The sequence below is a fragment of the Nocardiopsis aegyptia genome (assembly GCF_013410755.1).
GTDB classification, from domain to species: Bacteria; Actinomycetota; Actinomycetes; order Streptosporangiales; family Streptosporangiaceae; genus Nocardiopsis; species Nocardiopsis aegyptia.
The window spans coordinates 1,377,686-1,394,265 of sequence record NZ_JACCFS010000001.1 but is presented as its reverse complement, the minus strand read 5'-3'; the positions used below and the strand labels follow the sequence as shown (position 1 = coordinate 1,394,265).

The following is a 16,580-nucleotide window of genomic DNA, read 5'->3' as shown; positions in this document are numbered from 1 at the left end:
GGGGCCGCGGTCGCACGACCGCGGCCCCCGCGCGCGTTCGGGGTACGGGTCCGGGAGTCAGAGGTCGCCCAGGAGCAGGTCCGGCCGCTCCACCCGGTCGGCCACGTACCGCAGGAACCCGCCCGCGACGCCGCCGTCGCAGACGCGGTGGTCGAAGGCCAGCGTCAGTTCCGTGACCGGCCTGGGCACCACGGACTCGCCCACCACCCACGGGCGGCGCACGATCCGGCCCAGGCCGAGGATCGCCGCCTGCGGGGGCGGGATGATCGCGGCGGACCCGTCCACGCCGAACACCCCGTAGTTGTTGACCGTGAACGTCCCGCCGACCATGGCGGCCGGTTCCAGCGCGCCCGACCGCGCCGCCTCGGCGGTCTCGGCCAGGCGGGCGGAGAGCCGCCGGGTCGACAGGGCCTGTGCCTCGCGTACCACCGGAACCACCAGGCCGCGCGGCGTCTGCGCCGCGAACCCCAGGTGCACGTCGTCGAAGCGCACGACTTCACGGCGTTCCTGGTCGAAGTGGGCGTTCAGTTCGGGGAAGACCTCCAGCCCGGCGACCGCGATCCTGGCCACCAGCGCCAGCACACTGACCGGGTGCTCCGGGGCGGCCCCGTTCAGGGTGCGCCGCAGCTCCACCAGTCCGGTGGCGTCGGCGTCCACCCACACGGTCGCCTCGGGGATCTCGCGCCGGGACCGCTCCAGGTGCTCGGCCATCGCGCGGTGCGCGCCGCGCAACGGCGTGCGGTGCGTGCGCGGCGGATCGGGCCGGTGCGCCGGCGCGCGGCGGGCCTCGATCGCCGCCGCCACGTCACGGCGCAGCACCAGGCCGCCCTCGCCGCTGCCCAGAACCGTGGCGATGTCCACGCCGTGCTCCCGTGCCATCCTCCTGACCAGGGGAGAGGCCACTCTGACGGGTCCTGGGGAGGGCGGTTCGTCCTGGAGTGGGGGCGGGCCGCCGGTCATCGTCGACCGTGGCGGCCCACCCGCCCCACGGGCGCGCCGACGCGAAGTCCGCGCGCCCGATCCCGTGCCGTAGCCCACCAGGACGGCGCCCGATCCGGCGTGTTCTTCGGCGGCGCCGTTGCCGCCCGCCGGATCGGACCCCTTCCGTGTGCTCGGCACGGTGGTCTGTTCGGTCGCCGCGCCCGGCTCCGCCCGCGACTCCGGTCCCGCCTCGCGGCGGGCCCGCGGAACCGCGGCGGCGGACGCGGTCCCGGCGACCGTGATCAGCGGGGCGCCGACGGCGACCGTGTCGCCCGCCGCCCCGTGCAGCCGGGTGACCGTGCCCCCGTAGGGACACGGCACCTCCACGGAGGCCTTGGCCGTCTCCACCTCCACGACCGGCTGGTCCACGGCGACCTCGTCGCCCTCGGCGACCAGCCAGGCCAGGATCTCGGCCTCGGTCAGTCCCTCGCCGAGGTCGGGCAGGGCGAACGCGCGCTCGGTGCTCATGGCAGGGTCCGCCCCCCGTCGCCGTCGTCGACCCACTCCGACTCCCACTGGAGCCGGTCCACCGCGGCCAGGACGCGGTGCGCGTCGGGCAGGTGGTGGTGTTCCAGCTTGGGCGGGGGATAGGGGACGTCCAGGCCGCCGACCCGCAGGACCGGGGCCTCCAGGTAGTGGAAGCACCGCTCGCCGATCCGCGCGGCCAGCTCGGCGCCGTACCCGCCGAACACCGACGCCTCGTGCACCACGACCGCGCGTCCGGTCCGCCGCACCGACGCGGTCACGACTCCGTCGTCCAGGGGCGCGAGCTGGCGCACGTCCACGACCTCCAGCGACCGCCCCTCGGCGGCGGCGGTCTCGGCCGCCTCCAGCGCGGTCTCCACCATGGGGCCGTAGGCGATCAGCGTGGCGTCGGTGCCCGGACGCCGGACCACCGGGGTGGCCATGGGCTCGGTGCGCACGGGCAGGTCCACCTCCTGGCGCGACCAGTACCGGCGCTTGGGCTCCAGGAACACGACCGGGTCGTCGCACTCCACGGCCTCGCGCAGCATCGAGTAGGCGTCGGCGGGCGTGCCCGGGGTGACGACCCGCAGCCCGGGGGTGTGCGTGTAGTAGGCCTCCGAGGAGTCGCTGTGGTGCTCCACTCCGCCGATGCCGCCGCCGTAGGGCACCCGCAGGACGACCGGGAGCGCGACCGCGCCCCGGGTGCGGTTGCGCATCTTGGCCAGGTGCGAGACGACCTGCTCGAACGCCGGGTAGGCGAAGGCGTCGAACTGCAGCTCCACCACGGGCCGCAGCCCGTACATCGCCATGCCGATCGCGGTGCCGACGATTCCGGACTCGGCGAGCGGGGAGTCGAACACCCGCTCCTCGCCGAACTCGCCGGCGAGGCCGTCGGTCACCCGGAAGACGCCGCCCAGCGGTCCCACGTCCTCGCCGTAGACGAGCACGTCGGGGTCGTCCGCGATCGCGTCGCGCAGGGCCCGGTTGAGCGCCTCGCCCATGGAGACGCCGGTGGTGGGCGCAGCCGCCATCAGACCTCCCGCAGCTCGTCGGCGAGCAGCGCGTGCTCCTGCTCCAGCAGCGGTGGGACCGTGGCGTAGACGTCGGTGAACAGGGACCGCGGATCCAGTTCGTCCCCGTCCGCGAGGCGTTCGCGCACGGTGTCGGCGATCCGGTCGGCCTCGGCGCCGAAGGCGGCCAGCGCCCGCTCGGTCTCCTCGGCGTCGCCGAGCAGGCCCTCGTCGCGGATCAGCCTCTCGGACCGGATCAGGGGGTCGCGCTCCTTCCAGTGCTCGACCTCGGCGGGGTCGCGGTAGCGCTGGGGCGCGTCGGCGTTCGTGTGCGGGTCCACCCGGTAGGTGACCGCCTCGACGATCGCGGGCCCGCCGCCGGCGCGTGCCTCGGCCAGGGCGTGCGAGACGACCGCGTACACGGCGGCGGCGTCGTTGCCGTCCACGTGGTAGCCCTTCATCCCGTAGCCGACGGCCTTGTGCGCCAGGGTGGGCGCCGCGGTCTGCCGGTGCAGGGGCACGCTGATCGCCCAGTGGTTGTTCTGCACCAGGAACACCACGGGGGTGTTCCACACGGCGGCGAAGTTGTAGGCCTCGTGGGCGTCGCCCTCGCTGGTGGCGCCGTCGCCCATCATCGCGAGCGCGGCCACGTCGCGGCCCTTGCGGCGGGCCGCGTAGGTGAGGCCGACGGCGTGGGAGGCGTTGGTGGCCAGCGGCGTGCACTGCGGCGCGCACCGGTAGCGGTGCGGGTCGTAGCCGCAGTGCCAGTCGCCCCGGAAGAGGGTGAGGGTCCGGACCGGATCGACGCCGTGCGCGACCAGGGCGACGCTGTCGCGGTAGGTGGGGAAGAGCCAGTCCTGGTCCGACAGGGCCAGCACGCCGCCGACCTGGGCCGCCTCCTGTCCCGTCGAGGACGGGTACACGGCGAGGCGGCCCTGGCGGGCGAGCGTGCCGGCCTGTTGGTTGAAGCGGCGTCCGATGAGCATCGCGCGGTGGAGTTCGACGAGTCGCGCGGGGTCGGGAGCGGTGAACGAGGAGTGACCCACACGGCGGCCGTGCCGGTCCACCAGACGCACGGGCTCCCTGGTCGGGAGTGCGGGAGCCGGACGAGGTCGCTCATCGGTGTGCTTCATGTCTTGAATATGCGGTGAATTACCCCATATTGTCGACATCACATCGCCGATGCTGGACGAACTGCTCAGTAAGCCCGAGGTCGGTGCAATACATCTCCCGTGACCGCCGTGCGAGTGGTGTGAGGTAAGACACATGGCTGTGCCGTTGGACGACACCGACCGCCGCATCATCGCCCTCCTGCGCGGCGACGGTCGCATGTCCATCCGGGCGGTCGCGGAGCAGGCGCACATCTCACGCGCCAACGCCTACTCGCGGCTCGAACGGCTGCGCGACGAGGGCGTCATCCGCGGCTTCACCGCCGTCATCGACCCGGAGAAGTACGGAACGTCCCTGTCGGCGTACGTGTCCGTGCGCATCGAGCAGCACTCCTGGGACCGGTTCCGCGGCTACCTGCGCGACATCCCCGAGGTCGACCACGCCGCCCTGGTCTCCGGCGACGTCGACCTCCTCCTGCTCGTCCGCGTCACCGACGCCGCGGCGCTGCGCACCTTCGTCCTGGAGCGCCTCCAGCGCATCCCCGAGGTCAAGAGCACGCAGACGATGTTCATCCTCGACGAACCGCAGCTGTGAGGGCGGCGCGGCCCCGGAGGGGTCCACTCGGCCGTGATTGGCACTGTCCGGCGGGGACGGGGCGTTCCTAGACTGGGCGCCATGCCTGAGTACACCGTGGTCGACGCCTTCACCGACCGGCCCCTGGCCGGCAACCCCGCAGCCGTCCTCGTCCTGGACGACACCTACCCCGACGAGTGGGCCCAGGGCGTGGCCGCCGAGTTCAACCTCTCCGAGACCGCCTTCGCCCGCCCCGTGGACGACGAGGACGCCGACTACGAGCTGCGCTGGTTCACGCCCAGCGTCGAGATCGACCTGTGCGGCCACGCCACCCTGGCCACCGCCCACACCCTGCGCGAGCGCGGCGTCCCCGGGCCCTACCGCTTCACCACCCGCAGCGGGATCCTCCCGGTCACTTCCGACGAGGGCATGCTGTGGATGGACTTCCCCACCAAGCCGGCCACGCCGGCCGAGGTGCCCGAGGGCCTGGCCGCCGCCCTGGGCATCGAACCGCTGTCGGTGGGACGCGGCGGCACCGGCGACCTGCTCGTGGAGGTGGCCGACGAGGCGACCGTCCGCGGCCTGGCCCCGGACATGACCGCGCTGGCCGCCGTGGAGGCGCGGGTCGTCATCGTCACCGCGCCGGGCAAGGAGTACGACTTCGTGTCGCGCGTGTTCGGGCCGCGGGTCGGGGTGACGGAGGACCCGGTCACCGGCAGCGCGCACACGGTTCTGGTGCCGTTCTGGGCCGAGCGCCTGGGCCGCACCGAGTTCCTCGCCCACCAGGCCTCCGCGCGCGGCGGCGACCTGCAGCTGCGCCTGCCCGAGGACCGTCCCGGACGCGTGCTCATCGGCGGCTCGGCGGTCTCGGTCGCCCACGGCACCCTGCACCTGTAACGGCTCGGTCCCCAGGGTCGGCCCTCGGACGTCGGCCGCCCCTCGGCGGCGGGGCGGGGACCGACCGTGCGGCCGCGCGTGCCGACCGGCCACCGCCCGGCCGCCCGACTGCGCCGCCACGCCTGTCACCGGGCCGCCGCCCGGCCGTCTTGGCCGCGCTGCGACGCCTGTCGCCGGGCCGCCCCTCGCTGCGTCGGCGCAGCGGGAGGCGGCCCGGCGGCGGCGAGCCCGAAGTGCGGCACAGAACGCGACCTAGCCCACCCGACCTAGCCCACCCGATCGGGCTCGCCCTCGGGGACGTCCACGCGGCGCCCGACCAGCAGCAGCCCGGCCAGGGTGGCCGCCCCGCTCAGCGCCAGACCGGCCCACCAGGGCAGCCCGAGCCCGACCGGCAGCAGCCCGAACACGATCACCGTGCCGGCGACGAAGAGGGCGTAGGGCGTCTGCGTGCGCACGTGGTCGATCACGTCGCACTGGGACGCCAGCGCCGAGATGACGGTCGTGTCGGAGATCGGGGAGCAGTGGTCGCCCCAGACCGAACCCGCCAGGATCGTCGACACCGACGCGAACAGGATCGGGTGCCCCTCCGCCGCGGCCAGGCCCTGGGCCTCCAGGACCGCCCAGGCCAGCGGGACCGCCAGCGGGGTGAGGATGCCCATCGTTCCCCAGCTGGTCCCGGTGGCGAAGGCGATCGCCGCCGCGATGACGAACAGCAGCGCGGGCAGCAGGAACAGCGGCATGGAGGTGCCCAGCGCACCCGCCAGGAAGTCGGCGGTCCCCAGCTCGCCGGTCAGCGCCGACAGCGCCCAGGCCAGGGTCAGGATGATGACCACGTACAGCACCGACTTCACCCCGGCGAACCAGGCGTCGACGACCTCGGCCAGGGTCAGGATCCCCTGCGCCACACTGAGCACACCAGCGACCAGCAGCCCCAGCAGCGATCCCCACAGCAGCGAGGAGAACGGGTCGCCGTCCCCGATGATCTCGATGACCGAGTCGCCCTCGCCGGTGGCGAACAGGCCCACGACCGTGGTGGCGACCAGGACCAGGATCGGCAGCAGCGCGTTGACCAGGCGCCGCGGCGTCCGCTCGGGCGGCGTCAGCTCGTCCTCCAGCGCGGCGGCGCCCGGGGCGGTCCGGTGCAGGGCGACCTCGCCGGTGGTGCGGGCCCGCCGCTCGGCACGCAGCATCGGGCCGAAGTCGCGCCCGGTCAGCGCGATGGCGAACACGAGGCCGATCGCCAGGATCGGGTAGAAGGCGTACTTGAGCGACTCCACGAACACCGCGAAGCCGTTGAGCGTCAGTCCGGTGTCGGCGATGGCGTCGTCGATCAGCACCACCTGGAACCCGATCCAGGTGGACAGCAGGGCCAGCGTCGCGACCGGCGCGGCGGTGGAGTCGACCAGGTAGGCGAGCTTCTCCCGGGACACGCGCAGGCGGTCGAGGATCGGGCGCATCGTGTTGCCGACCACGAGGGTGTTGGCGTAGTCGTCGAAGAACACGGCCACGCCCAGGCCTCCGGTGGCCAGCTGGCCCCGGCGCGGTGTGGACGCCCACCGCGTCACCAGGTGCACGATCCCGTCGGTGCCGCCGTTGCGGCGGATGACGCCGACCAGACCGCCGATCATCAGCGTGAACACGATGATCATCACGTGGTCGGGATCGGAGACGGCGTCGATCGTGTACACCCCCGCCGAGTCCAGGAGCGACGTCAGCAGGCCCTGGGTGCTCAGTCCCTCCACCAGCCAGGCGCCGAGCCAGATGCCCACGAACAGCGCGGGCAGGATCTGCCGGGTCACCAGAGCCAGACCGATCGCCACCACGGGCGGCAGGATCGACCACCAGCGGCCGACGGGGAGCGCCGTGTCCGCCGGGACCAGGAGGCTCACCACCAGGACCAGCGCGACCGCCGCCGCGCAGGCCGCGAGAACGGCGACGCGTCGGCGGTTCGGGGAGGCGCTCTCCGGGGCGCGGTCCGGGGCGCGGTCCGAGCCGGGAGCGCTGTCGGGCTGGTTGGTCTCTGTCATGGGTTCTTCCTTCGCGACGGGGGGCGAGCCCGGTCACGCGCGCCGCGGGGCGCGCAGGGGACCGCTGCCGTAGTCGGCTGGGCTGGCACCCATCCTGTGTGAGGGCTACCACAAAGTCCTTGGGGATATCACTCAAGCAACCGGCATGGCTTGTACGGGATCGACAAAGGAGTCCCGCGGCGCCCGGTCGCCGGTGCGCAAGACCGCCGCCCGTGCCCCCGGATGGGCGGGCCTCCGCCTGCGGGTGCCGCGTGGGTCGGACGGCGGCAGCCGCGCACGTTGGGGGGACAACGGGTCTTCGTGCAGACAGCTCACGTGGTTCGCCGCTGGTTCTGTGTTTCTTGGGGCCCGAGAGGTGAGGCCCCTGGCCCGGGCCTGCGCCGTTCAGTCGCCGTTCAGTGAGTTCGGCCGGGCGATTCCTCTGGCGGGGTCGTGGCCAGGCGGAGCTGGATCCAGCACGAGAGCCGGTCGTCGGCGTCGTCCAGGTCCAGGCCGAACAGCTCCCGGGCGCGGCGCAGCCGGTACTTCATCGTGTTCGGGTGGACGTGCAGCCGCCGCGCCGCGTCCCCGAAGCTGCCCACCGCGTCCAGCCACGCCGTGACGGACACGGCGTAGGCCGTTCCGTGGTCACGGTCGTGCGCGAGCATCGCGTCGATGCCCGGGTGGCGCAGCCGGGGCAGGCGGGCCAGCTCGTCGGCCACGTGGGCCAGCAGAACCCGTGCGTGGGCGTCCGCCAGGTCGGCCACCGCGGGAGCGCGCGGGTCGGCCGCGATCACCCGCAGGATGTCGTCGGCCTCCGCCCGCAGCAGCGGAATCTGCCCCAGGTCGGCGCTCGCCCGGCTCAGCGCCGCGCGCATCCGCAGCCCCAGCACCCGTTCGACCACCGTCAGCGTCTGCGCGGCCAGTCGGCGGACCGCCCCGTCGGCCCCCTCGGGGACCAGCACGTAGACCGCGCGCGCCGTGCTCGCCACCGCGGCCTCGGGCTGCACGGCCGACCAGTGCCGGGCCACGGCCGTGCCCGCCCGTGCCGTCAGCGCCGCGGTGTCGGAGTTCGCGGCCGGCGGTGCCAGCCCCACCAGCGTCACGGCGGTGCCCTCGGACAGCCCCAGCCGGGTGCGCGTGTCGGCCTCGCTCGCGGCCCCCTCCAGCGCACCCCGCAGCGCCTGCTCGCGCGCCTGGAGTTCGATCTCCGGCCCGCTGCGGCGGCGCAGCATGTGCAGAGCCGCGAGCCGGGCCCCGTCGGCGAGGGCGCGCTCCCCGGCCGCGTCGATCCGCGACTGGCCCTCGATCACCCAGATCGTGCCCAGCGGGAGGTCGCCCGCGCGGATCGCGACGGCCGCCCGCGGCAGCTCCTCGTCGCCGAGCGGCGGCAACCTCAGCATGCCGGGCGCGTTGAGCACATCGCGGTACTGCCGCACCTGCTCCGCCAGCACCGGGACACGCCGGTCCAGGATGCCCCGCCGGCGGAACTCGTCGATGGGCTGGCCCGGCAGCGTCGAGTAGGCCAGCACGTGCTGCTCCAGGTCCTCGATCACGACAGGGCCGCCGACCGCCCCCGCCAGGGCGTTGGCCAGCGTGAACAGCTCGTCGCCCGAGGCCGTGTCCGCGCCCGGCGAGCCCTCGCCCGCCCCGGAGGCCCCGAGCGCGGACGACAGCAGCGCGTCCACCTGCCGCCAGGCCGCGTCGTCGGGGGTGGTGAGCAGCGTGACGCCCGCTTCGCGCGCCGCCCTGGCCAGCACCCGGCCGTTCCCGCCCCGCAGCTTGACGACGGCCGCCACGTACCCGGCGCCGGCCGCCTCCCGCGCGGTCTCCACGGTCTCCGGGGCCTCGGCGTCCGCGCCGACCAGCAGCAGCACGGAACCGGTCCCGTCGGGGAGGGGGTCGGCCGCGTCGTGGATCACCGTGCGCAGAACGCGCTTGCGCAGACCGCCCGGCGGGGCGTCCAGCACGGTGAGCATGACCGGGCCCACGGACTCCAGCACCGAGCGCAGGGACGCGCCGGGCTCGGTGTCCTCGCCGACGTTTGGCGAAATCCAAGAGTCCATGACGCGAGCTTAAGCGTGTGCGCCAATGCCTGACCAGGGTGCGCCGACCAGGATGGGGAAGCCGCCTCGAGGCGGACGGCACGACCAGGAAGGCCCGACCATGTCCGTGGGGACCAGCACGCCCGCACCGCTCGCCCTGTTCCCGCCGGGGAGCGCCCTCGACTACGACGGAGCCCTCACCATCGGCGGCTGCCGTGCCGAGGACCTGGCGGAACGCTTCGGCACCCCGGCGATGATCGTCGACGAGACCGCCCTGCGCACCCGTGCCCGCCGCTACGTCCGTGGGCTGGCCGAACGCTGGCCGGACTCCCGGGTGGTGTTCGCGTCCAAGGCCTTCCCCTGCACGGCGATCGAGCGGATCCTGGTCGAGGAGGGCCTGGGCATCGACGTCGCCGGCGGCGGTGAGCTCGCCGTCGCGCTCCGGGCGGGCGCGGACCCGGAGCGGCTGGTCGTGCACGGCAACGCCAAGACCGACGAGGACCTGCGCGAGGCGGTCGGCGCGGGCGCCGGACTCGTCGTGATCGACAACGACGACGACATCGACCGGCTCGAACGCCTCACCACCGGCGAACAGGGCGTTCTGGTCCGCGTCACCCCCGGCATCCGCCCCGACACCCACGAGGCGGTCTCCACGGGTCAGCGCGGCTCCAAGTTCGGCTTCGATCCTGAGCGGGCCCGGGAGGCGATCGCCCGGCTGCGGGGGAGCGACCGGCTGCGCCTGGACGGCGTGCACGTCCACGTCGGCTCGCAGATCCTGGACACCGAGCCGTTCGCGCGGGCGGTGGAGGCCGTCGCCGACCTCGGGACGTTCGCGGTGTACGACCTCGGGGGAGGACTCGGCGCCCGCTACACCTACGACGACCACCCGCCCAGTGTCGAGGAGTACCTGGACGCCCTGGTCGGGGCGGCCCGCGCCCGCCTGCCCGCCGACGCCCGGATCATCATCGAACCCGGGCGGTCCCTGGTGGCCGAGGCCGGGGCCACCCTCTACCGGGTCGTGACGGTCAAGCGCGGCGAGCCGGCCACCGTCGCCGTCGACGGCGGCATGGGCGACAACATGGAGGTCGCCCTCTACGGGCAGCGGTTCGAGGCGGTGGTGGCCGCGCGTGTGGGCGGCGGCGACCCCTGCCACCTGGTCGGGCGGCACTGCGAGTCCGGTGACCGGCTCAGCTCGGGTGTACCGCTCGCCGATCCGCGTCCGGGCGACGTCGTGGCCGTGCCCGCCACCGGCGCCTACTGCTACTCGCTGGCCAACAACTACAACGGTGCGCGCCGGCCCCCCGTGGTCCTGTGCCGCGACGGCCGGGCCCGGGAGGTCGTGCGACGCGAGACCTACGCCGACCTCACCCGTCGCGACGTCGACGGGGAGACCGTCCTGGTGGGTCCCGGCCAGTGAGTGTTCCGCCGGAGGCGGCGGAGCCGGGCGGCCCTCTCGTGCGCGCGGTGCGTGGGGGCGGCGGTCCGGGTCCGCGCGGGAGGCGCCCTAGAGTCGGGGGACCGAGCGAGAGAAGGGACGGCCGGCATGGAACAGTGGGCCACCAAGGAAGAGGTCATCGCCGCACGCGAGCGCATGGAGAGCTCCCATCCGGGATGGGAGCGACCCGCGGCCTTCGCCGTCGGGGTCGTCCGCGACGGCGAGACGACCTTCGGACTGACCAACGCGGGCGGCAACTACTTCCCGGCCATCGTCCTGGCCCGGGTCGTGGGCCACGCCTCGGGCACGGCCACCTACCCGCTCTCCCGCGCGCAGTTGGAGACGGCCGTCGCCGAACTGTCCCCGGCCGAGGCCTGCACCGAGTTCCGGCACCCCAACCTGGTGCACTGGCGTGCGCTCCTGCGGGAGACCGCGGACCAGGGCGGGCAACTCGTCGCGGTCTTCGTCGCGGACCTGGACGACCCGCCCGTGGACGAGCACGACCGGGCGCTGCGCGACGCCGTGTCGAACTAGCGTTCGAGTGTGGCGTCCGCCATGATGGCGCCATGGCCTTCGCACTGGTGTTCGTCGACGTCCAGCGCAACATGCTGGAGGGCGGGTCCCCCGTGCCCGACGCCGACACGGTGCGCCCCGCGCTGTCCGGGCTCCTCACCCGGGCCCGTGCCGCCGGGGCGCCGGTCGTCCACGTCCTCAACGACGGGAGCGACATCGACCCTGACCGGCCGCACACTCCGGGATGGCAGCCGGTCTTCGAGGCCGAGCCGGGGGAGCCGGTCTTCCGCAAGACCGAGCCCAACGCGTTCTCCGTCCCGGGACTGGCGGCCTCGCTCAACGGCTTCGGCGTCCGCACGCTGGTCGTCGCGGGTTTCCAGAGCGAGTTCTGTATCGACGCGACCAGCCGGGCCGCCCTGGACGAGGGCTACGACGTCGTCCTGGCGGCGGGGGCGCACGCCACCTATCCCGGCTCGTCCGGTGCCCACGACACGGCCGCGGCCGTCGAACGGGAACTCCAGGCCTACGGAATCAAGGTTTCCCCCGCACGGGACCTCGACTTCCGGTAAGAATGAACCAAGGCACCTCTCCACCCCTCCCGGAGAGGTGCGGCGCCCCGGCGGAAGCCCGACACACCCCCTTGGTGTCGGCAGAGCAGGGGCGTTTCCAAGATCGGCCCCGGATCTGCCCCGGGGCCGATCTTCTTTGTGTGGGAACCGGCCTCCCGGGCGGGCCGTCGAACCTTCCGCACCATGGCGGACCCACCCCGGGAGCGGCACCGTGAGTTTCGATCTGGCGTTCTGGCGGGCGGACGGTCCCCTGACCGCGCAGGACGCGCAGCAGGTCTACCAGGTCCTCTGTCACGGGGGCGGCAACGTGCCGGCCCATCCCGCCGTGGACGCCTTCCACGCCGACCTGCTCGCCCGCTATCCGGTTCCCGGTCGCGACGACGGCCGCTCACCGTGGTCGGTGCGGCCCTGGCACACAGACGAGTGCGTCCTCGGCTGCATGCCCTACTCCGAGGCCGACGCGATGGCGCCCGTCCTGCTGGACCTCGCCCGACGGCACGGGCTCACCTGCTACGACCCCCAGTCGGGCACCGTGCACTTCCCCCGGAACGCCAACACCCTGACCCTGCGGCTGTACGAGGACGTTGTCGTCCACGGCCCGGCCCCGGAGGACGTCCGGTGGGTGCTGGAGCGGATCGGCGCCCGGGCCTGGTTCGCCATCCTGGAGGACGAGGCGGGCGGGTTCGTGCAGACCGCCACCGGCCCCGCGGCGCCCGAGGGGAGCTTCGCCGTCGAGTACCGCGACGGGGAGCAGTACCAGGCCCTCGTCGACGACCTGGCGCGCGTCCTTCCCGTGTTCGAGGGCTTCCTGCGCGGAGACCGCGCGTGGCGGACCACGTTGGACTTCACTGTCCTGGGTCTGTGACGCATGCCATAAGGGAGGTGGCGTCCCTCCCCGGTCGGCCCGCTCCCGTGTCCCTCCGGTCCCGGCCCGTCCGGCCGGACGTATGGGCCGAACACACCATCGCCTCGCCCCGCGGGAATGGTCGGAACGGGCGATGTGCGCCCGGTGGCGTCCGGCCTACCGTGGCGGTGTCCCTTCGACCAGGGAGGCCCGCGATGACCACTCAGCACATCCCGACCCGGCCCCCGGCGTGGCAGGGCCGACAGCTCACCGGCTCGACCGCCCGGGCCTACGAGCGCTTCCTCGTCCCCGCGATCTTCGGTCGCGCCCGAGCGCGACCGGCCGATCGTGTTCAGCGTCGGTGACGCGTGCTCGCTCGACCTGCCCGGGGCCGACTTCGACACCGTGCTCTGCCAGCAGGCCCTGCAGTTCTTCGACGACCGTGCGACCGCGCTGTCCGAGATGCGGCGCGTGCTGGTGCCCGGAGGACGCGTGGCGCTCAGCGTGCTCCGGCCACGTCGGCACAACCGCGCCTACGGACACTTCGCCGACGCGCTCGACCACCACGTCGGTTCCGACGCCGGGGCCATGATGCGCGCCCCGTTCCCGGACCTCACCGCGGACGACCTGCGCGGACTCCTGCACGGCGCTGGGTTCGACCAGGTGGTGGTCCGGATCGCCGTCACCAGCGCGCGCTACCCGTCCGTGGCGGAGATGGTGCGCCAGGAGACGGTCAGCTCGCCCCTGGCCGCTCACCTGGCGGGCGCGGACGACACCTCGCGCGCCGCCCTCGTCGAGGAGACCGGCCGCCTCCTCGCCGACCACCTGGACGACGAGGGCGTCGTGCTGCCCGTGGAGACCTACCTGGTCACCGCGGAACGGCCCGCGCTCGACTGAGCCCCGCCCCGGGGCGCGGGACCGGCGGCGGCCGACCCCGCGCCCCGCGACACGTCCGTCACCACGGCAGGGGTTCGCGGATCCGGAGGGCGGCGTCCATCCCGGCGACCAGGGCGTCCATCGTCAGCACGGGCACCATTGTGGGGGCGGCGTTCCCGGGTCCGCCACCCGGTTTCGCCCGGCCGCGCCGTTGTCCACAGGCCCTCTGCGGCCATCCGCGATACGCCCTAACCTGGCCGCAGACGTGAATCGAACACCAAGGGGGCACTGATGGCGGGACGCGACGGGGGCGGCGGCCGAGGCGGCGGCTACGGCGGCGGCCGAGGCGGCGGAGGCGGCGGTCGCGGCGGCGGAGGCGGCGGTCGCGGCGGCGGGGGCGGCAGGCGCAGGCCCGAGCCGGAACCCATCCGGGGTGTCCGCGACGACGCCCGGCTCTCATCCGAACTCCTCAGGATGGACGGCGCCTCCTACGGCCGCTACAAGACCCTCAAGGGCGACTGGGACTTCGGCGACTTCACCCTGACCGTGGAGCGCGTGCAGGCCGACCCCTTCGCCCCGCCCTCGCGCGTGCGGGTGCTCGTGCCCGACAGCGGTATCCCCAAGAGCGCCTGGGGCGACCCGGTCCGCCGCCGCGCCACCGCCGACTACCTGGGCCGGCGGGCCCGCCGGCTGCTCAAGGGGTCGCTGCTCAAGATCGACACCGGCGGACAGGAGGTCATCGAACGCTCCTCCTGCCGTCTCACCGACGGCGGCTTCGACCTGCGGATCGGCATCGACCTGCCCGGCCACGGGCGCCGCATCGACGGCCGCGGGGCCGAGCGCGAGTTCTGCCGGACCCTGCCCGGCCTGGTCGACGACCTCGACTGGGAGGAGATCGACGAAGCGGAGGCCGTCGCCTTCGCCGACAGCGTCGCCGACACCGTGGCGCTGCGGTCCCGGCTCGCCGAACGCGGCCTGGTCGCCTTCGTCGCCGACGGCGCCGTCCTGCCCCGCAGCAGCGGCGTCAGCGACCAGCCCATGACCAGCGGCGTCGTGCCCTTCGACTCGCCCGAGTCCCTGCGGGTCAGCGTCGACCTGCCGCACCGCGGCACCGTGACGGGCATGGGCGTCCCCGAGGGCATCACGCTGATCGTCGGCGGTGGGTTCCACGGCAAGTCCACCCTCCTGCACGCGCTGGAGCGCGGCGTCTACGACCATGTGCCCGGCGACGGCCGCGAACTCGTCGTCACCCGGGACGACGCCGTCAAGATCCGTGCGGAGGAGGGCCGCCGGGTCGAGCGCACCGACGTCAGCGCGTTCGTGCGCAACCTGCCCACCGGCGCCGACACCAGCGACTTCCGCACGGAGAACGCCTCCGGGTCCACCTCCCAGGCCGCCAACATCTGCGAGGCCGTCGAGGCGGGCGCCCACACCCTCCTGGTGGACGAGGACTCCACCGCCACCAACCTGATGATCCGCGACGAGCGCATGCAGGCCCTCGTGCACGGCGACCGCGAGCCGCTGATCCCGTTCATCGACCTGGTCCGCCCGCTCCACCGCGACCACGGCGTGTCCACCGTCCTGGTCATGGGCGGCAGCGGGGACTACTTCGACGTCGCCGACCTGGTCGTCATGCTCGACGCCTACCACCCGCACGACGTCACCGCCCGGGCCCGCGCCCTGGCGCACGACCGCGCCGACGCCGACTTCGCCCTGCCGCGCGCCCGCGTCGTCGACCCGGGATCGGTGGACGACAGCACCGCGCGCGGCCGTGGCAGGATCAAGCGCCGCGACATGGACGTGCTGGTCTTCGGCGACAGCGACATCGACGTCCGCGCCCTCGAACAGTTCGTCGACCCCGGGCAGATCACCGGTGCCGGCCTGGCCCTGCGCGCACTCGTCCGCGGCGGCCACCTGGACGGCACCCGCACCCTTGCGGAGGCCCTCGCCGCCCTGGACCGGGCCCTGGCCGCGGACGGGGTCACCCTGCTCGGCGGTGACTTCGGTGGCGACTACGCCCTGCCGCGCCGGTTCGAGGTCGCCGCCACGCTCAACCGACTGCGCACGCTCAGGGTCCGCGACCTCCACAGATGAGCCCACGTCGGGGATGCTGTGAGCGCGGTCACCGTGAGGTGAGACGGTCGCCCCACGGCCCGCGGCCACCGCTGGGGGGTCGGTATTGTGGACAAGCAGGGCACAGCGGTCAAGGTGCGGCGGTCCCGGGGCGACCCGGGCGGACCCCGTGCGCGCACGCGCGTCGTGGCGGCCCAGCCGCGGTGCGAACGTCGCGGTCCCTGCGATCCCGACCAGTTTTGGAGACGAGAACCCGGTGCGTGACCCCGCAGATCTGTACCAACTCCATCCCGGATTCGACGACGTCGCCGGTCTGGCGATGCTGGTCTGTCTGGACGGCTTCGTCGACGCCGGACACACCGGGCGCCAGATGGCCTCGGAGCTGTTCGACCGGTCCACCGCGGAGGAGATCGCGACCTTCGACACCGACCGACTCGTGGACTACCGCTCCCGGCGCCCGACGATGACCTTCGTGGAGAACGTCTGGACCGACTACGACGCTCCCAAGCTCGCCCTCTACCGCATGTTCGACCAGGACGACGTGCCCTTCCTGCTCCTGCACGGGCCCGAGCCGGACCGAGAGTGGGAGGGCTTCGTCGCCGCCGTCGCCGAGCTCGTCGACCACTTCTCCATCACTCTCACCCTCAGCGTCCACGGCATCCCGATGGCGGTGCCGCACACCCGACCCGTGACCGTGACCCCGCACTCCACCCGGCCCGAGCTGGTGGCCGGCCACACACCGTGGATCGGCCGCGTCGAGGTGCCCGGCAGCGCGGTGTCGCTGCTGGAGTTCCGGCTGGGCGAGCGCGGCCACGACTTCATCGGCTACGCCGTCCACGTGCCCAGCTACCTCGCCCAGTCCCCGTACCCCAGGGCCGCCATCGCCGCGGTGGAGTTCGTGGCCGGGGCGACCGGGCTGGCCCTGCCCAGCCAGGGGCTGGAGGACGTCGCGGGGGCCACGGACGTCGACATCGCGGAACAGGTGGCGGCCTCCGAGGAGGTCCAGCGTGTCGTGACCAACCTGGAGCGGCAGTACGACGACATCATGTCCTCACGGACCGACCCCGAGGAGCGGACCACGCTCCCGTTGGCCGAGGAGGAGGCCGGTCTGCCCACCGCCGACGAACTCGGCGCGGAACTCGAACGCTACCTCGCCGAGCGCGAGGGCGACGGAAACGGATAG

At 73.8% G+C, this 16,580-nt stretch carries 15 protein-coding genes; 10 read left to right on the top strand and 5 right to left on the bottom strand.

The annotated features are described in order from the left end of the window. Window positions 1-57 precede the first annotated feature (57 nt). Genes HNR10_RS06385 through HNR10_RS06375 form a run of 3 tightly spaced genes read right to left on the bottom strand, consistent with a single transcriptional unit; the run spans window position 58 to window position 3,589 of the window. A complete protein-coding gene (locus HNR10_RS06385; RefSeq protein WP_179821596.1) occupies window positions 58-1,449 on the bottom strand; it encodes a dihydrolipoamide acetyltransferase family protein in 1,392 nt (463 codons plus the stop codon). Then, on the bottom strand, window positions 1,446-2,477 hold the full coding sequence (locus HNR10_RS06380; protein WP_179821594.1) for an alpha-ketoacid dehydrogenase subunit beta: 1,032 nt from the start codon (window positions 2,475-2,477) through the stop codon (window positions 1,446-1,448). The genes HNR10_RS06385 and HNR10_RS06380 overlap by 4 nt, the downstream gene beginning before the upstream one ends. Next, window positions 2,477-3,589, bottom strand: a complete 1,113-nt coding sequence (locus tag HNR10_RS06375; RefSeq protein WP_179821592.1) for a thiamine pyrophosphate-dependent enzyme — start codon at window positions 3,587-3,589, stop codon at window positions 2,477-2,479. Before HNR10_RS06375 ends, HNR10_RS06380 begins: the two co-directional genes overlap by 1 nt. A 133-nt stretch (window positions 3,590-3,722) precedes the next feature. On the opposite strand from HNR10_RS06375, the gene HNR10_RS06370 reads away from it, so the two are divergent. Beyond that, window positions 3,723-4,160 carry an Lrp/AsnC family transcriptional regulator gene (locus HNR10_RS06370; protein ID WP_053616214.1) on the top strand — a complete coding sequence of 146 codons (438 nt, stop codon included), beginning with the start codon at window positions 3,723-3,725 and terminating at the stop codon, window positions 4,158-4,160. An 81-nt stretch (window positions 4,161-4,241) separates the two neighbouring features. Beyond that, window positions 4,242-5,036, top strand: coding sequence for a PhzF family phenazine biosynthesis protein (locus HNR10_RS06365; RefSeq protein WP_179821590.1), 795 nt, complete (start codon window positions 4,242-4,244; stop codon window positions 5,034-5,036). A gap of 266 nt (window positions 5,037-5,302) precedes the next feature. Here the strand turns inward: HNR10_RS06365 and HNR10_RS06360 are convergent, their stop codons facing one another. Together HNR10_RS06360 and HNR10_RS06355 are read right to left on the bottom strand one after the other, a co-directional pair. Then, a complete protein-coding gene (locus HNR10_RS06360; RefSeq protein WP_246406083.1) occupies window positions 5,303-7,063 on the bottom strand; it encodes a Na+/H+ antiporter NhaC family protein in 1,761 nt (586 codons plus the stop codon). A 395-nt stretch (window positions 7,064-7,458) separates the two neighbouring features. Continuing rightward, on the bottom strand, window positions 7,459-9,108 hold the full coding sequence (locus tag HNR10_RS06355; protein ID WP_179821588.1) for a PucR family transcriptional regulator: 1,650 nt from the start codon (window positions 9,106-9,108) through the stop codon (window positions 7,459-7,461). A gap of 100 nt (window positions 9,109-9,208) precedes the next feature. Between HNR10_RS06355 and lysA the strand changes: the two genes are divergently transcribed. The 8 genes from lysA (at window position 9,209) to HNR10_RS06315 (ending at window position 16,580) form a co-directional block, all read left to right on the top strand. Beyond that, complete coding sequence (gene lysA, locus HNR10_RS06350) at window positions 9,209-10,504, top strand: diaminopimelate decarboxylase (RefSeq protein WP_179821587.1); 1,296 nt, start codon at window positions 9,209-9,211, stop codon at window positions 10,502-10,504. 126 nt (window positions 10,505-10,630) lie between these two features. Beyond that, the gene (locus tag HNR10_RS06345; protein ID WP_179821585.1) at window positions 10,631-11,056 is read left to right on the top strand and encodes a hypothetical protein; all 426 of its coding nucleotides are present in this window, start codon (window positions 10,631-10,633) and stop codon (window positions 11,054-11,056) included. A 32-nt stretch (window positions 11,057-11,088) separates the two neighbouring features. Continuing rightward, a complete protein-coding gene (locus tag HNR10_RS06340; RefSeq protein ID WP_179821583.1) occupies window positions 11,089-11,604 on the top strand; it encodes an isochorismatase family protein in 516 nt (171 codons plus the stop codon). 211 nt (window positions 11,605-11,815) lie between these two features. Beyond that, window positions 11,816-12,469, top strand: a complete 654-nt coding sequence (locus HNR10_RS06335; RefSeq protein ID WP_179821582.1) for a hypothetical protein — start codon at window positions 11,816-11,818, stop codon at window positions 12,467-12,469. A 194-nt stretch (window positions 12,470-12,663) separates the two neighbouring features. Further along, a complete protein-coding gene (locus tag HNR10_RS06330; protein ID WP_179821580.1) occupies window positions 12,664-12,813 on the top strand; it encodes a hypothetical protein in 150 nt (49 codons plus the stop codon). Further along, window positions 12,797-13,345 carry a class I SAM-dependent methyltransferase gene (locus tag HNR10_RS06325; protein ID WP_179821578.1) on the top strand — a complete coding sequence of 183 codons (549 nt, stop codon included), beginning with the start codon at window positions 12,797-12,799 and terminating at the stop codon, window positions 13,343-13,345. The genes HNR10_RS06330 and HNR10_RS06325 overlap by 17 nt, the downstream gene beginning before the upstream one ends. 270 nt (window positions 13,346-13,615) lie before the next feature. Then, window positions 13,616-15,418 carry an ABC-ATPase domain-containing protein gene (locus HNR10_RS06320; RefSeq protein WP_179821577.1) on the top strand — a complete coding sequence of 601 codons (1,803 nt, stop codon included), beginning with the start codon at window positions 13,616-13,618 and terminating at the stop codon, window positions 15,416-15,418. A 235-nt stretch (window positions 15,419-15,653) separates the two neighbouring features. Beyond that, complete coding sequence (locus HNR10_RS06315; RefSeq protein ID WP_179821576.1) at window positions 15,654-16,580, top strand: proteasome assembly chaperone family protein; 927 nt, start codon at window positions 15,654-15,656, stop codon at window positions 16,578-16,580.

Coding starts and splice junctions, on each gene's coding strand:
- lysA (WP_179821587.1), top strand. CDS start 9,209: ATGTCCGTGGGGACCAGCACGCCCGCACCGCTCGCCCTGTTCCCGCCG.
- HNR10_RS06360 (WP_246406083.1), bottom strand. CDS start 7,063: ATGACAGAGACCAACCAGCCCGACAGCGCTCCCGGCTCGGACCGCGCC.
- HNR10_RS06330 (WP_179821580.1), top strand. CDS start 12,664: ATGACCACTCAGCACATCCCGACCCGGCCCCCGGCGTGGCAGGGCCGA.
- HNR10_RS06320 (WP_179821577.1), top strand. CDS start 13,616: ATGGCGGGACGCGACGGGGGCGGCGGCCGAGGCGGCGGCTACGGCGGC.
- HNR10_RS06385 (WP_179821596.1), bottom strand. CDS start 1,449: ATGAGCACCGAGCGCGCGTTCGCCCTGCCCGACCTCGGCGAGGGACTG.
- HNR10_RS06375 (WP_179821592.1), bottom strand. CDS start 3,589: ATGAAGCACACCGATGAGCGACCTCGTCCGGCTCCCGCACTCCCGACC.
- HNR10_RS06365 (WP_179821590.1), top strand. CDS start 4,242: ATGCCTGAGTACACCGTGGTCGACGCCTTCACCGACCGGCCCCTGGCC.
- HNR10_RS06380 (WP_179821594.1), bottom strand. CDS start 2,477: ATGGCGGCTGCGCCCACCACCGGCGTCTCCATGGGCGAGGCGCTCAAC.
- HNR10_RS06355 (WP_179821588.1), bottom strand. CDS start 9,108: ATGGACTCTTGGATTTCGCCAAACGTCGGCGAGGACACCGAGCCCGGC.
- HNR10_RS06345 (WP_179821585.1), top strand. CDS start 10,631: ATGGAACAGTGGGCCACCAAGGAAGAGGTCATCGCCGCACGCGAGCGC.
- HNR10_RS06340 (WP_179821583.1), top strand. CDS start 11,089: ATGGCCTTCGCACTGGTGTTCGTCGACGTCCAGCGCAACATGCTGGAG.
- HNR10_RS06370 (WP_053616214.1), top strand. CDS start 3,723: ATGGCTGTGCCGTTGGACGACACCGACCGCCGCATCATCGCCCTCCTG.